This is a genomic window from Sphingomonas phyllosphaerae 5.2, assembly GCF_000419605.1.
Taxonomy (GTDB): Bacteria; Pseudomonadota; Alphaproteobacteria; order Sphingomonadales; family Sphingomonadaceae; genus Sphingomonas; species Sphingomonas phyllosphaerae_B.
Window position 1 is genome coordinate 1 of record NZ_ATTI01000001.1, and the last position, 13979, is coordinate 13979.

Below are 13979 nucleotides of genomic sequence, written 5' to 3' on the forward strand. Positions count from 1 at the left end.
AAGCTACGACCGCCGCCGAAACCGCCGCCGCCGCTGCCGCGATCCTCGAAGCCGCCACCGAAGCCGCCGCCGCCGAAACCACTGCCGCCGCCGCCGAAATCGTCACTGCCGCCGCCGAAACCATCGCGCTTGTCGCGCCCACGCCCGCCGCGCTGCCCGCGGCCGCCCTTGTCGTAACCCATAACCCTGTTCGTCTTCCCGGTCCGCCCGAACACTTCCATCAGGGCCACGCGCAGGACGGCGAACGCGGCTCCCTGGGCACAGGACCTACTGCGCCTCAACCGTCCCCATAGCCCATCTTCGGCTATCCTGCGAATCGTTTTGCGCATCTTTTCCGGCACGAACCGTCGATTGCCGCGGACCGGTCGCATTGTTGCCACGTTCCGTCGTGCCCGCACGTGCGACTCACGAAGCGATTGAGCCGCGCGGGTCGGCCCGCTACAGGCCGGTCATGGCTGTACATCTGCATGAGGAAGACTTGCCGGGCGACGTGTTCGCTCCCGGCGCCGCGATCGCGGTGGATACCGAGACGATGGGGCTCATCACCCCGCGCGACCGGCTGTGCCTGGTGCAATTGTCCGATGGCGGCGGCGACGAGCATCTCGTGCGCTTCTCGCCCGGCAGCGACTATGCCGCGCCGGTGCTGCGGGCGGTGCTGGCCGATCCGGCGCGGCTGAAGCTGTATCATTTCGGCCGGTTCGATATCGCGGCGCTGCGCCACTATCTGAATGTCGTGGCGGCGCCCGTCTATTGCACCAAGATCGCGTCGCGGTTGGTGCGGACCTACACCGATCGCCACGGGCTGAAGGAACTGGTGCGCGAATTGCTGGGTCAGGACATCTCGAAGCAGCAGCAGTCGTCCGACTGGGGCGGGCCGGTGCTGAGCGACGCGCAGCGCGACTATGCCGCATCCGACGTTCGTTACCTGCACCGTCTGCGCGAAGAGCTCGATCGCCGGCTGGCGCGCGAGGGGCGCACCGAATTGGCGCAGGCGTGCTTCGATTTCCTGCCGGCACGTGCCGAACTGGACCTGGCGGGCTGGCCCGAGGTGGACATCTTCGCACATGTCTGAGGTCGCGCTGCGCGTGCGGTCCGAACGGCAACGCTGGGCCCAGCCCGGCGGGCGGCACGATCGCATCATCGCGATCGCCAACCGCGCGCTGCCCGTTTCGATCGGCGTGCTGTTCGCGTTTCTGGTCATGGCACCGCTGACGATGGGCGGCGACGCATCGTTCGTGCTCGACAAGAACCGGGTCGCGGTCGCCAAGGAGCGGATGAAGCTCCAGCAGGCGCGTTACCGTGGCACCGATGCCAAGGGGCAGCCGTTCGAGCTGGATGCCGGCTCGGCGATCCAGAAGAGTTCGGCGGAGCCGATCGTGCGCATCGCCGACCTCGCCGCGGCGGTGAAACTGTCGGACGGCCCGGCGACGATGACCGCGCCGACCGGCCGCTACGACATGGACAGCGAGCAGGTGAACGTCGACGGCCCGATCAAGGTGCGCGGTCCCAACAACTACACGCTCGACACCAACAATGCGGTGGTCGACCTCAAGACGCGCAAGCTGCGTTCCACCGGGACGGCGAGCGGCACCGTGCGGCAGGGCACGTTCCGCGGCGACCGGATGAGCGCCGACCTGGAAGCGCGCTCCGTCACGCTCGACGGCAATGCGCGCTTGCGGTTCACCCCGAGACGATAGAGAAGCCCTCCGCATGTCGCGCCCAGCCGCCTTTGCCTTCCTGTCGCTCATCGCCGCTCCGGCGGCCGCGCAGACGCGCCACGACACCAATGCTCCGATCGACTTCGGGGCCGATCATATCGAGTTGCAGGATCGCGCCAATCGCGCGGTGCTCGCGGGCAACGTCAAGGTTCGGCAGGGCGCGATGACGCTGACCGCGCAGCGGATGACCGTCGCCTACACCGGTCAGGTGATCGGCGGCAATCCGCAGGTCTCGCGCCTCGACGCGAGTGGCGGGGTGACGGTGGTACGGCCTGACCAGACCGCACGTAGCCAGTTCGGCGTCTATGACCTGAACCGCCGCGTCATCACGATGCTGGGGTCGGTGCGGCTGACGCAGGCCGGCAACACCGTGAACGGCGGGCGGCTGACCATCAACCTCGACACCGGGCGGGCCGTGATCGACGGATCGTCGGTGGCGGGTGGCGGCACCGGTAGCGGCGGCACCACGACGCAGGCCCCGAACGGCCGCGTGACCGGCACCTTCTCGGTGCCCAAGCGCAACTGATCGCGCGGTCGGGGCGCGGTGGGGCTTCACGCCCGCGCCTGCTTCATGCATGAAGCCTGCCAATCACGCGCGCGTTAGCGAAAATATAACCCCGTTCTGGGAAGGCGAAGCACGATGGACGGCACGACCACATCGCTGGATCACCAGGAACTGACCCGCGTGGCGCCGATCCACGAGGCGGAGGTCGGCAGCGGGCTGCAGGTCGTGTCGATCGCCAAAAGCTATGACAAGCGCGTCGTGCTGACGGACGTGTCGGTGTCCGTCGGGCGTGGCGAGGTGATCGGGCTGCTCGGCCCGAACGGTGCCGGCAAGACGACCTGCTTCTATTCGGTGATGGGGCTGGTGAAGCCCGATTCGGGCCGCATCATGCTGGACGGCGACGACATCACCGGATTGCCGATGTACCGCCGCGCGATCCTCGGGCTTGGCTATCTGCCGCAGGAGACGTCGATCTTCCGCGGGCTGACGATCGAGAAGAACATATCGACCGTCCTCGAACTCGCCGAGCCCGACGCCGCCGCGCGCACCGAGAAGCTGGAGCGCCTGCTCGACGACTTCGGCCTCGCCCGGTTGCGCGACGCGCCGGCGATGGCGTTGTCCGGCGGGGAGCGGAGGCGCGCCGAGATCGCACGTGCCCTGGCCGCCGACCCATCGATCATGCTGCTTGACGAGCCGTTCGCAGGCATCGATCCGATCTCGATCGCCGATATCCGCAACCTGGTCTGTCAGTTGAAGGAACGCGGTATCGGTGTGCTGATCACCGACCACAACGTTCGCGAGACGCTCGACATCGTCGATCGCGCCTACATCATCTACGATGGCAAGGTCCTGTTCACCGGCAGCCCGGAGGAACTGGTGCGCGACGAAAACGTCCGCCGGCTCTACCTGGGCGAGGACTTCGCGCTGTAGGCCATGGAGGTGCCCGCTGCCCGGATCTTGCATCGCAAGCACGCCTCGGTAGCCGCGGGTGCCAGTCTTCGACCGGGCGGCGTCTGACAGCATGAGCCTCGCCCCGCGTCTCGATCTGCGCCAGTCGCAATCGCTGGTGATGACGCCGCAGCTCCAGCAGGCGATCAAGCTGCTGGCGCTGAGCAACCTGGAGATCGAAGGCGTCATCGCCGAGGAGCTGGAGCGCAACCCGCTGCTCGACGCCACCAGCGGCAGCGAGGATACGCCCGAAGCCCCTGCCCCCGCCGAAACGCCGACCCGCGACGAACCCGCCGGCGCCGACGAACTGGTGATGGCGGGCGAGGCCGCGGGCGAATCGCTCGACGTCGACATCGCCGCCGAACGGTTCGATGATTCGCCCTCCGATCATGCCGGCCTCTCGTCCAGCGCCGCGCCCACCAGCGGCTCCGGCGAGGCACCCGATCTCGACTCGTTCGCCGACACCAGCGAGAGCCTCGCCGACGTGCTGCTTGCGCAGGCCGGCGCGACCTTCGACGAGGCGGAATTTTTCATCGCGCGCGCGCTGATCGACCAGATCGACGAGGCCGGTTACCTGCGCGCCGCGGTCGACGACATTGCGGCGCGGCTCGGGGTGCAGACCGACCGCGTCGCAGCGGTGCTGGCGGCGATCCAGCGGTTCGAACCGACCGGCGTCGGCGCGCGAGACCTGGCCGAGTGCCTCGCGATCCAGGCGCGCGAAGCGGATCGCTACGATCCGTGCATGGCGCGACTGCTCGATCACCTCGACCTGCTGGCGCGCGGCGACATCACCCGGCTCAAGCGGCTGTGCCAGGTGGACGACGAGGATATGGCGGACATGATCCGCGAGCTGCGCGCCTATGATCCCAAGCCCGGCTGCCGCTATGGCGGCGATCCGCCCGCGCCGGTGATACCGGACCTGTCGGTGACGCGCACCGCGCGCGGCTGGGCGATCGAGCTGAACGCCGCCACGCTGCCGCGCGTGCTGGTCAACAAGGGCTATTACCACGAGCTTGCCGGCGGCGCGCAGGACAAGGCCGGGAAGGTATGGCTCGCCGAGAAGCTGGCCAGTGCGAACTGGCTGGTCAAGGCGCTCGACCAGCGGCAGCGCACGATCATCCGCGTCGCGACCGAGATCGTGCGTCAGCAGGAAGCATTCTTCCTGCGCGGCGTCGCGCACCTGCGTCCACTGACGCTGCGCCAGGTCGCCGATGCGATCGACCTGCATGAATCGACCGTCAGCCGCGTGACGAGCAACAAATACCTGACCTGCGCGCGCGGCGTGTTCGAGCTGAAATACTTCTTCACCTCGGCGATCGCTGCGGCCGACGGCGGCGACGCGGTGTCGGCCGAGGCGGTCAAAAGCGCGATCCGGGCATTGATCGCCGGCGAAGGCGCGACGATCCTTTCCGACGACACGCTGGTCGAGCAGCTGAACGCGAAGGGCTTCGACATCGCGCGTCGCACCGTCGCCAAATATCGCGAAGCGATGGGGATCGGCAGCTCGGTCCAGCGCCGCCGCGCCCGCACGCTTCAGGGCGTTTGAGCGCCTAGCCGACCGGCATCGGCTTTGCCGCGGGTTCGCAATCCGCCATCGCCTTTTCCGCGCCTTCGGGCGGCGCCGCCGGCAACCGCCCGCGCCGCCAACCGCCGTGGCGATAATAGCCGATCATCAGCAACATCGACCCCATCGATCCGGCCGGGAAGCTCCACCAGATCGCGTCGGATCCCCATGACGGTTCCAGCCCCGCCGCCATCCCCAGCCGGAGCGGGAACATCGCCGCCGCCAGGATCACCAGCGGACCGATGACGGCGCCGTTGGCGCGCACCGTGGCGGACAGCACCATCGAGACGCCGAACAGCACGAAGCTCCATCCCGCGATCAGGTTGATCCGCGTCGCGATGCCGACGGCGGCGCTGTCCTGCCCGAGGAACAGCCACAGGATATGCCGGTCGAGCACCGTCAGGATCGCGACCAGACCGCCGGTCAGCGCCAGATTGGTGAGGATGCCGACGCGCGTGATCCGCCCCACCCTGTCCCATGCCCCTGCGCCGATGTTCTGCGCGGCCATCGCGCTGACGGCTGCACCCACCGCCATCGCGGGCATCTGCACGTAGGTCCATAGCTGGTTCGCGGCGCCGTAAGCAGCGGTGGTCGCGGTGCCGTGGCGGTTGACGAGCCCGATCATCGCCAGCGCCGAGGTCGAGACGACCAGCATCTGCAACCCCATCGGCACGCCCTTGATCACGATCGTACGCAGCAGCGCGCGGTCGGGCACGATGTAGCGCCACTCCGCGCCACGCAGCCGGATCGGCAGGTCGCGGGCATAGATGAAGACGAGCAGCGCGACGAGCGACACGCCATTGGCGATCAGTGTGGCGAGCGCCGATCCCTCGATCCCCAGCGCCGGGATCGGGCCGAACCCGCGGATCAGCAGCGGATTCAGCGCGACATCGACCACCGAGCCCAACGCCATGAACTTCAGCGGCGTGATCGAATCGCCCGTACCCCGCAGCGCCATCGTCAGCAGCACCGTCAGGAACCCCGGCACCATCGCCACAAAGATCACGCGCAGATAGGCGAGCGCGAGCGGATAGACCTCTGCCGGAGTCGCCAGTACGCGCAGGATCGCCGGCGCCGCGAACAGCCCGACAACGACGGTCGCGATCGACAGCACGGTGAACAGCCCAAGCGAGGTGCCGAGCACGCGCCGCATCGCGTCCACGTCGCGCCGTCCCATGTTCTGCCCGATCAGGATCGTGGCGGCCATGCCGAAGCCGAAGACCGCCGCGATCAGCAGGAACATGATGATGTTGGCGTTCGTGGTCGCGGCCAGCGCGCGCTCGCCCAGGAATTGCCCGATCCATATCGCGTTGATCGAGCCGTTGAGCGATTGCAGGATGCTGGAGCCAAGCGTCGGCAGCGCGAACAGCAGCAGGGTGCGCCCGATCGGTCCGGTGGTCAGATCCCGTTGCGGCGCGCGTCCCATCCCGTTTCCCCGTCCCTTGCCGCGGCGGTGTAGCCCGCTTCGCGGCCGGGCGACAGCGGAACGGTCAGCGGCCGTCGCGCACCGGCGCAGGGGCGCGCTCGTCGCGGTCGCGCAGGTCGTCGCCGGCACCCTGCAATGCCGCCCCGGCGCGATCACGCGCGGTGTCGGCGCGGCGGCGCACCTCGTCCTCCAGCCGATCCGAGGCGGCGTCGATCCGGTCCGCGGCCCGATCGAGCTGGTCCGCCGCCAGCCCGTCGACGCGGTTGGCGACATGGTTGGCGAGCGTGTCGGTAAGCCCGTCGACGCTTTGCGCGACATTGTCCGACGCGCGCTCGACATCGGCGGCGATGGCGTTGCCGGTCCGCTCCGCGTGATCCTCGGCGCGATCCGAACAGGCGGCCAGCGCCAATGCGGTCAGCGGGACGATCAGGGCAAGCGTCTTCATGGTCGGTCTCCGTCGGATGGTACGCGATCAATTCGCCAGCGCGCAGCTTTGTTGCGTCAGTGTCCGCGCAGCGCGCGTCCGATCAGCGTGAAGAACGCGCGGCTGCCGTCGCTGTTGTCGACGTCCCATTCGGGATGCCATTGCACCGCCAGCACGTCGGCGCCGCACGGGCGTGCCGCCACCGCCTCGATTACGCCGTCCTCGCTGGACAGCGCCTCGACCGACAGCCCGCTTCCCAGTCGCTCGATCGCCTGCTCGTGCACCGAGTGCACCGACAGCCGCCGCGCGCCCGTCGCCTGCGCCAATACGCCACCGTCCGTGAGCCGCACATCGTGGCGATGATCGAACAGGGCGGCATAGTCGCTCTGGTCCCACCCGCCACGCAAATGCCGGCCGCAGCATCTCTCGCCCGACAGCGTACCGCCGAACAGCACGTTGATCTCCTGCATCCCGCGGCAGATCCCGAACACCGGCTTGCCCGCTCCGATCATCGCGTCGGCGAGCGTCAGCGCCACCTCGTCACGTTCGTGATCGAGCGTGCCGCCGTCCGCATCGCTCTCCGCGCCGTACCGCGTCGGCGCGACGTTCGAGCGCGATCCGGTCAGCAACAGGCCGTCGAGATGCCCGGCCACCACCCGCGCATCACATGCCGCGGCGATCGCCGGGACCAGCAGCACGCACGCGTCCGATATGCGCGCCAACGGCGCGACGAAGCGGCTCGCCGCGACCTGCACCGGGCGTTGCGCCACTTCATTGCAGCACAATACGCCGATCACCGGCTTGCGCGCCTCACGCATCGCGCAGGTCCTCGCGGACGCGCCAACCGACTGCATCGTCCAGCACCAGCGCCTCCGGCTGCACCACCGTTCGTCCGGCCGGCACGTCGTCCAGCAGCCACACGTTACCGCCGATCATCGCGCCCTGCCCGATGGTCACCCGCCCGAGGATCGTCGCCCCGGCATAGATCACCACGTCGTCCTCCACGATCGGGTGTCGCGCGTAGCGGGTGCGCGGCCGGTCGGGATCATCGCCGCGCGGGGTGCGCGCGCCGAGCGTGACGTGCTGGTAAAGCCGGACGCGCTCGCCGATGATCGCGGTCTCGCCGATCACGACGCCGGTGCCATGGTCGATGAAGAACGATGCGCCGATCGTCGCGCCGGGGTGAATGTCGATGCCGGTCCGCTCGTTGGCGAGTTCCGACACCAGCCGCGCCACGATCGGCGCACCCAGTTCATAGAGCGGGTGCGCGATGCGATGATGCAGGCTGGCGATCGCGCCGGGATAGCAGACGAGGATCTCGTCGGCACTGCGCGCGGCGGGGTCACCCAGGAACGCCGCCTCCACGTCGCTGTCGATCAGGCGCCGCACATCGCCGAGGCCGGCGACGAACAGCCGCACGATCGTCGCCGGCTGGTCGGGGTCGAAGCGGCCGCTGCTTGCCTCCGCCTGCCAATAGCCGAGTTCGGCGGCGATCTCGCGCTCCAGCTCGGTGACCGCGGCGAGCAGCTTGGCGGCGACGAAGCTATCCTCGTCCGCCGGCACGCCGCGAAAGTGTCCGAGCCGGCGCGGATAGAGGGCTGCGGCGAGCAGTTCGACCACCCGCTCCATCGCGCCGCGCGACGGGAAACTGGCGGGATCGTGCCCCGCATCGTGGCGCGTGCGCCAGTCGTGACGGGCGCTGCGCAACGCTGCAAGCGCATCGGTGACCGGTACGCCGCCGGCAGATCGGGTCATGGGCCGTCCTTTCGCGGCCATCATATCCTACCGATCGAATAGGTCTTGAAAGAAGCACATTACCCGCCCCCAAGCTGTGCTGCCCCGTCAGCCGCGGCGATCCGCACTCATGGTTCGTCGAACGGCCCGATCACCGTGCCGACGAATCCGCCGGCGTCCTTCGTGCTCAGGAACCGCACGTCGACCCCGTTTTTCAGCGTCATGCCCTTGCCGCCATTGGCGTAATCGAACGCCATCGTGCCGCCTTCGGCGCGGATGGTCAGCGCCACCGGCTTGCGCGGGTCGATCGGCGCAGTTGCGACCAGCGTATCGCGGTCCGCCCCGGCGCGGGTCCATAGCGCGACCACCGGCTTGCCCGCGGCCTGCGTCACGCCGAACAGCAACAGCGAGCGATCGTTCTGCACCGCCGCCAGCCCGGCGCGGGCGCCGTCGCGCGCCGGCACGTAGCGCATCGTCACCGATACCGTCGCGACGTGATGCTGTTGCCGCCGGCCGACGAACGACGGCACGCCGTTCAGGTCGCCGAAACGGGCGCCCGGTTGCAGCTCCAGCGCCCCATCCGCGATCCGCCAGAAGCGTTGCCCGGGCGTGCGGATGCCGATCCACTGCATCGCCAGCCTGTCACCCGCGAACGCATCAACATAGCCGAAGTCGCCACTGGTCGGCAGCACCGGCACCGGCCCGGCGGCCAGCTTCGGGCGTGGCACGACGAACGGGATCGCGGTGTTGCGCTCCAGTATGTGCGGCCAGCCGCCCCGCCACGTCACCGGCAGCAGGAACGTCTCGCGCCCGATGTTGTAGCGGCCGTCTCCGTACGGCCGCGTCGCGAGAAAGGTCGCCCACCAGTCGCCGTTCTGCGTCTGCACCAGCTTGGCATGCCCTGCCGAGGTCACGGGGTTCGCGCGGTCGGCGGGCAGGTCGCGCTGCGTCAGGATCGGGTTGCCGGCATAGGGCACGAACGGTCCGCGCAGGCTGTTCGCGCGGAACACGACCTGCGAGTGATTGTCACCGGTGCCGCCCTCGGCCGCGGTCAGATAGTAGAAGCCGTCTTTCTTGAGCAGGTGCGGTCCCTCGATCCACACCGGCTGCGTCGCGAGATCGACGCCGCCGTTCACCAATTGCGTGCTTTCGCCGATCATCCGGCCGGCGCGCCAGTCGAATTCCTGCACCCACAATGCGCGATGACCGTCGTAGCGCGGCGGCTCGGCCGGCGCGCGATTGTTGACGATAAAGGCGCGGTCGCCCTCCCAGTAAATCGACGGATCGATCCCCTCGAACGGCAGCCATGTCGGCTGCGACCATGGCCCGGCCGGATCCTTGGCCGTGATGACGAAATTGCCCCCGCATTCGACGCAGGTGTTGACGATGTAGAAGGTGCCATCGTGAAATGAGATGTCGGGCGCGAAGACCGCCTGCGACACGCGCCGTCCGGTGAAGTCGAGTTGCCCTGGCCGGTCGATCGCGTTGCCGATCTGCACCCAGTTGACCAGGTCCTTCGACCGGAACACCGGAAGCCCGGGAAAATGCGCGAACGACGAGTTGACGAGATAATAATCGTCACCGACGCGCGTCACCGACGGGTCGGGGTAATAGCCGGATAGAATGGGGTTGCGAAAATCGCCGGGCGCGGCGGCGACCCGCTCCTGCGCCTTGCCCTGATAGGTGAAGCGCTCGAACCGCGCGACCTGCGCACTCGCCGCAGTGCCGAGCACCGCCGCGCCGATCGCCGCCGCCCACGCCGCAGCCCTGTTCCGTTGATAAACGCCCACGATCCTCTCCACCACATTTTGACGGCAGAGTAGACGTTAGCGCTATCATCGCAAGAGCGCGGAGGTCGGCCCACGCCGACCAGCGCTGTCGCGTAACGGGAACGAAGCGCCCCGCTCGCCTCCGCTGCGCCGGCCAGATCATCGCAGTCAGCAGCAGCACGAGCAGCGTCAGCCCGGCGACCGGATTCCGGCAGTCGACGTGGCTCCGATCACGACGAGGTGCTTCGTCCGGCGGGGCCCCCCAGCCACTTTGATGCGTTGCCCGGTCGATCGTGAGGAGAGAATGATGAAGCTCTATTTTTCACCCGGCGCCTGCAGCCTGTCCGGCCATATCGCGCTGCATGAAGCCGGGCTCACCTTCGAGCACGAGAAGGTCGATCTGAAAGCCAAGAAGACCGAAGACGGTGAGGACTTCCTGACCATCAATCCCAAAGGCTATGTGCCGGCGCTGACGCTGGACAGCGGCGAAACGATCACCGAGAACGTCGCTATCCTCGATTGGATCGCCCATCAGGACGGCGCGCTGAAACCCGCCGGCGCGATGGGGCACACGCATCTGCTCCAGGCACTCGCCTATATCTCGACCGAGATCCACAAGGGGTTCAAACCCTTCTTCGCAGGTGGTGGCGAAGACGAGAAAGCGAAGGCAGGCGAGACGATCGTCCGGCGGATGACCTGGCTCGCCGATACGATGGAAGGTGACTATTTGTTGGGCGACACCGTGAGCGCCGCCGACTGCTATCTATTTGTCATGCTGCTGTGGGCACAAAAGAACGGGATCGAGGTGCCCGCCAAACTCGAGAAATTGCGTGACCGGATGATGGAGCGTCCTGCGGTGCGAAAGGCAATGACGCACGAAGGACTGATCCAGGCCTGATGCGTGAGTGGATGGCCGCCCTGCCCATGTCGGGGCGGTCGTCCGCAGACCGGCGACTGCGCGGTTGTCAGCGCCGTATCGGTGCTTGCTCTTCGTCAGGACGTATCGTGGAAGTAGCAATACGTCGGCCCAGAACGGCTGCGTTACCTGGCGGAACCGATCCACGAGCCGATGCCGCGCTGATTTTCGATAGCCCGCCGTTCGTCGCACGGCTGAAGATCGTGCAGCCACGCCTACATATGATTCATGCTCATGCATCCATCGCCCTATGTGCTCGCGCTTGGAGATAGCCTGACGGCTGGCTACGGCCTGCCGGCCACCGCGTCGTTCACCGCGAAGCTGCAACATGCCCTGCGAGAGCGACATCCGACCGCCGTTGTGCAAAATGCCGGCGTGTCCGGCGATACCACCGCGGATGCGCTGCAAAGGCTTCCCCGCCTGCTAAGCAGCCTCGTCCGCAAGCCCGATCTTGCGATTGTCGAGCTTGGCGCGAACGACCTGCTACGCGGTATCGCCCCTGTTCAAACCAGGTCCAATCTGAACCAGATTCTTTCCATGCTCACATCGTGCGGCATCGCCGCTTTGTTGGCGACCTTCGAGGTTCCGCCCTTTTTCGAGGCGTTTGCGGCGCGCTACGAGGGAATGTTCGCCGACGTCGCGACAAGGCATGGCGCCGACCAGGCTCCGTTCTTCCCACCCGGCGTCATGGGAAACCCTCAATTGACCCTGCCGGACCGCCTGCACCCGAACGGCAAGGCGATCGAGATGGTCGTAGCGCATCTTTTGCCGAGTGTCGTCGCAGTGCTCGACCGTCAGTGCCGCAAGTGACCTGCGTGCACCGCGCACGACGGGTGCCGCCCCGCAGCTGAAGACGGTTCCTTTCCAGCTGAGCCGCCGCGATTCGAATAGCAGCCCCGATGCTTGAATATCCCGACCCGCTTGCGGTCGCGATCAAATCAGCAGGCCGACGCGACACGCCCCTCGCTCCTGTCACAGTAGCTGGGTCCTGGCGTCAGAAAGTGGGGAAATGGATGCCCGACAAGGACTCGAACCTTGATTGACGGAGTCAGAGTCCGCTCTCTTACCATTAGAGGATCGGGCAACAGGAAGGCGCATTTAGAAGCGGTCGGCGGTCGTGTCAACGCCTGCCTTGCCCCGCGTATCCCGACTGTGTAGCCTGAAGGCCAAGCACCGGGGGGTCGCAGGGGCGATCCGGTCCGGAAGATACAAGAAAGTTGACGGCAATGGTGGATCTCACCGCCCAGTTGCCGCACCGGCAGGCGAACAGCCCTGCCCGTTCGGCCCGACCTCAGCCCCGCGCCGCGCGGGGCACGCCGCGGCATTATGCCGCGCTCGACCTTGGCACCAACAATTGCCGGCTGCTGATCGCCCGGCCGCAGGGGGACGGCTTCGCGGTCGTCGACGCGTTCTCTCGTATCGTCCGGCTTGGCGAAGGGCTCGCGCACAGCGGCGCGCTGTCCGATGCCGCGATCGAGCGCACCATCGCGGCGCTGCGCGTTTGTGCCGACAAGCTGAAGCGCCGCAACGTCACGCTCGCGCGATCGGTCGCGACCGAGGCGTGCCGCCGCGCGAGCAACGGCGCATCGTTCATCGCGCGCGTGCTGGAGGAAACCGGCATCCACCTCGACATCATCTCCGCCGAGGAAGAAGCGCGACTCGCTGTACTCGGCTGCCACGCGCTGCTCGAGCCCGGCAGCGGCCCGGCGCTGGTGTTCGATATCGGCGGCGGCTCCACCGAGCTGGTGCTGATCGATGCCGACACCACGGTGCCGCAAGTGCGCGACTGGCATTCCGCGCCGTGGGGCGTGGTGTCGCTCACCGAAAGCGCGGGCGGCGGCGATACGGCGGAAGAGCGCGCGCGCGCCTACAAGCGGATGAGGGCGCTGGTGGCCGAAAGCTTCGCCCCGTTCGCCGCGCGATTGCCGCGGCCGGCGGAGGCGCCACGGCTGCTCGGCACGTCCGGCACCGTCACCACGCTCGCCAGCGTCCATCTGGGGCTGGAGCGCTACGATCGCTCGCAGGTAGACGGGCTGATCGCGCCCGCCGCGGCGATGCGCGCGATCAGCCAGGAACTTGCCGGCATGTCGCTGGCGGAGCGGGCCAAGCTGCCGTGCATCGGTCGCGAACGCGCCGATCTGGTCGTCGCGGGTTGCGCGATCCTGGAGGGCATCCTCGACCTGTGGCCCGCCGAACGGCTGGGCGTTGCCGACCGCGGCATTCGCGAAGGCATCCTTCGCCGCCTGATGGAGACGGGCGCGTGAGGGGCACGGGTGCAGGGCGGCAGCGCGTCAAGACCGCCAAGCGGCGCACCGCGCAGTCGACGCGCTGGCTGGAGCGGCAGCTGAACGACCCCTACGTCCACCGCGCCCGCGCGGAGGGCTATCGCAGCCGTGCAGCGTTCAAGCTGGCCGAACTGGACGAACGCTTCGGGCTGCTGAAAGGCGTGAAGCGCGTCGTCGACCTCGGCATCGCGCCGGGCGGCTGGAGCCAGGTGGTCCGCCGCAAGGCGCCCGCCGCCGCGATCGTCGGGATCGACCTGCTGCCGGTCGATCCGATCGACGGCGTGACGATCTTCGAGATGGATTTCATGGACGATGCCGCCCCGGGCAAGCTGATGGAGGCGCTGGGCGGCGCGCCCGATCTCGTGATGTCGGACATGGCCGCCAACACCGTCGGTCACCCGCAGACCGACGCGCTGCGCACGATGGCGCTGGTCGAAACCGCGCTCGCCTTCGCGGTCGACGTGCTGCGGCCGGGTGGCACGTTCGTATCGAAGGTGTTCGCGGGCGGCGCCGATTCGGCGCTGGTCGCGGAGATGAAGCGCAATTTCACGACCGTGAAGCACGCCAAGCCGCCGGCGAGCCGCAAGGGCTCGGTCGAATGGTTCGTGGTCGCGCAGGGCTTCAAGGGGCGCGTGACGCGGGCGGCGGACGACGAGGACGCAGCACCTCCCGTCTAGACTAGCACAGCGA

At 68.0% G+C, this 13979-nt stretch carries 15 protein-coding genes and 1 tRNA gene; 9 read left to right on the plus strand and 7 right to left on the minus strand.

Annotated features, from left to right (window positions below):
* Window positions 1-341: hypothetical protein (locus SPHPHY_RS21620; RefSeq protein ID WP_231370309.1), on the minus strand; the 341-nt coding region annotated here is incomplete at its 3' end.
* Between the two features lie 110 nt (window positions 342-451).
* Between SPHPHY_RS21620 and SPHPHY_RS0100010 the strand changes: the two genes are divergently transcribed.
* The 5 genes from SPHPHY_RS0100010 to rpoN all read left to right on the plus strand — a co-directional run bounded on the left by SPHPHY_RS0100010 (window position 452) and on the right by rpoN (window position 4717).
* Window positions 452-1072, plus strand: a complete 621-nt coding sequence (locus SPHPHY_RS0100010) for a ribonuclease D (RefSeq protein ID WP_022684662.1) — start codon at window positions 452-454, stop codon at window positions 1070-1072.
* On the plus strand, window positions 1065-1697 hold the full coding sequence (gene lptC / locus SPHPHY_RS0100015; RefSeq protein WP_022684663.1) for an LPS export ABC transporter periplasmic protein LptC: 633 nt from the start codon (window positions 1065-1067) through the stop codon (window positions 1695-1697). The genes SPHPHY_RS0100010 and lptC overlap by 8 nt, the downstream gene beginning before the upstream one ends.
* Window positions 1698-1710: 13 nt before the next feature.
* Window positions 1711-2244 (plus strand): LptA/OstA family protein, encoded by a 534-nt coding sequence (locus tag SPHPHY_RS0100020; RefSeq protein WP_022684664.1) that lies wholly within the window; start codon window positions 1711-1713, stop codon window positions 2242-2244.
* A gap of 114 nt (window positions 2245-2358) precedes the next feature.
* A complete protein-coding gene (gene lptB, locus SPHPHY_RS0100025; RefSeq protein WP_022684665.1) occupies window positions 2359-3153 on the plus strand; it encodes an LPS export ABC transporter ATP-binding protein in 795 nt (264 codons plus the stop codon).
* Between the two features lie 91 nt (window positions 3154-3244).
* Window positions 3245-4717 carry an RNA polymerase factor sigma-54 gene (rpoN, locus tag SPHPHY_RS0100030; protein ID WP_022684666.1) on the plus strand — a complete coding sequence of 491 codons (1473 nt, stop codon included), beginning with the start codon at window positions 3245-3247 and terminating at the stop codon, window positions 4715-4717.
* A 4-nt stretch (window positions 4718-4721) separates the two neighbouring features.
* Here the strand turns inward: rpoN and SPHPHY_RS0100035 are convergent, their stop codons facing one another.
* The 5 genes from SPHPHY_RS0100035 to SPHPHY_RS0100055 all read right to left on the minus strand — a co-directional run bounded on the left by SPHPHY_RS0100035 (window position 4722) and on the right by SPHPHY_RS0100055 (window position 10121).
* Window positions 4722-6161 (minus strand): MATE family efflux transporter, encoded by a 1440-nt coding sequence (locus SPHPHY_RS0100035; RefSeq protein ID WP_022684667.1) that lies wholly within the window; start codon window positions 6159-6161, stop codon window positions 4722-4724.
* Between the two features lie 64 nt (window positions 6162-6225).
* Entirely contained in the window at window positions 6226-6606 is a 381-nt protein-coding gene (locus tag SPHPHY_RS0100040) for a hypothetical protein (protein ID WP_022684668.1), read from the minus strand.
* 56 nt (window positions 6607-6662) lie between these two features.
* A complete protein-coding gene (locus SPHPHY_RS0100045; protein WP_022684669.1) occupies window positions 6663-7403 on the minus strand; it encodes a gamma-glutamyl-gamma-aminobutyrate hydrolase family protein in 741 nt (246 codons plus the stop codon).
* Complete coding sequence (gene epsC, locus SPHPHY_RS0100050; protein ID WP_022684670.1) at window positions 7396-8340, minus strand: serine O-acetyltransferase EpsC; 945 nt, start codon at window positions 8338-8340, stop codon at window positions 7396-7398. The genes SPHPHY_RS0100045 and epsC overlap by 8 nt, the downstream gene beginning before the upstream one ends.
* Before the next feature lie 107 nt (window positions 8341-8447).
* Window positions 8448-10121, minus strand: a complete 1674-nt coding sequence (locus SPHPHY_RS0100055; protein WP_022684671.1) for a family 43 glycosylhydrolase — start codon at window positions 10119-10121, stop codon at window positions 8448-8450.
* A gap of 274 nt (window positions 10122-10395) precedes the next feature.
* Between SPHPHY_RS0100055 and SPHPHY_RS0100060 the strand changes: the two genes are divergently transcribed.
* Window positions 10396-10986: a glutathione S-transferase N-terminal domain-containing protein gene (locus SPHPHY_RS0100060; protein WP_028056303.1), complete on the plus strand. Its 591-nt coding sequence runs from the start codon at window positions 10396-10398 to the stop codon at window positions 10984-10986.
* A 246-nt stretch (window positions 10987-11232) separates the two neighbouring features.
* Complete coding sequence (locus SPHPHY_RS0100065; RefSeq protein ID WP_028056304.1) at window positions 11233-11814, plus strand: arylesterase; 582 nt, start codon at window positions 11233-11235, stop codon at window positions 11812-11814.
* A gap of 200 nt (window positions 11815-12014) precedes the next feature.
* On the opposite strand, the gene SPHPHY_RS0100070 is transcribed toward SPHPHY_RS0100065, so the two are convergent.
* Window positions 12015-12088, minus strand: a tRNA-Gln gene (locus tag SPHPHY_RS0100070).
* 142 nt (window positions 12089-12230) lie between these two features.
* Between SPHPHY_RS0100070 and SPHPHY_RS0100075 the strand changes: the two genes are divergently transcribed.
* A complete protein-coding gene (locus SPHPHY_RS0100075; protein WP_022684674.1) occupies window positions 12231-13268 on the plus strand; it encodes a Ppx/GppA phosphatase family protein in 1038 nt (345 codons plus the stop codon).
* Window positions 13265-13966 carry an RlmE family RNA methyltransferase gene (locus tag SPHPHY_RS0100080; RefSeq protein WP_022684675.1) on the plus strand — a complete coding sequence of 234 codons (702 nt, stop codon included), beginning with the start codon at window positions 13265-13267 and terminating at the stop codon, window positions 13964-13966. Before SPHPHY_RS0100075 ends, SPHPHY_RS0100080 begins: the two co-directional genes overlap by 4 nt.
* Window positions 13967-13979 lie beyond the last annotated feature (13 nt).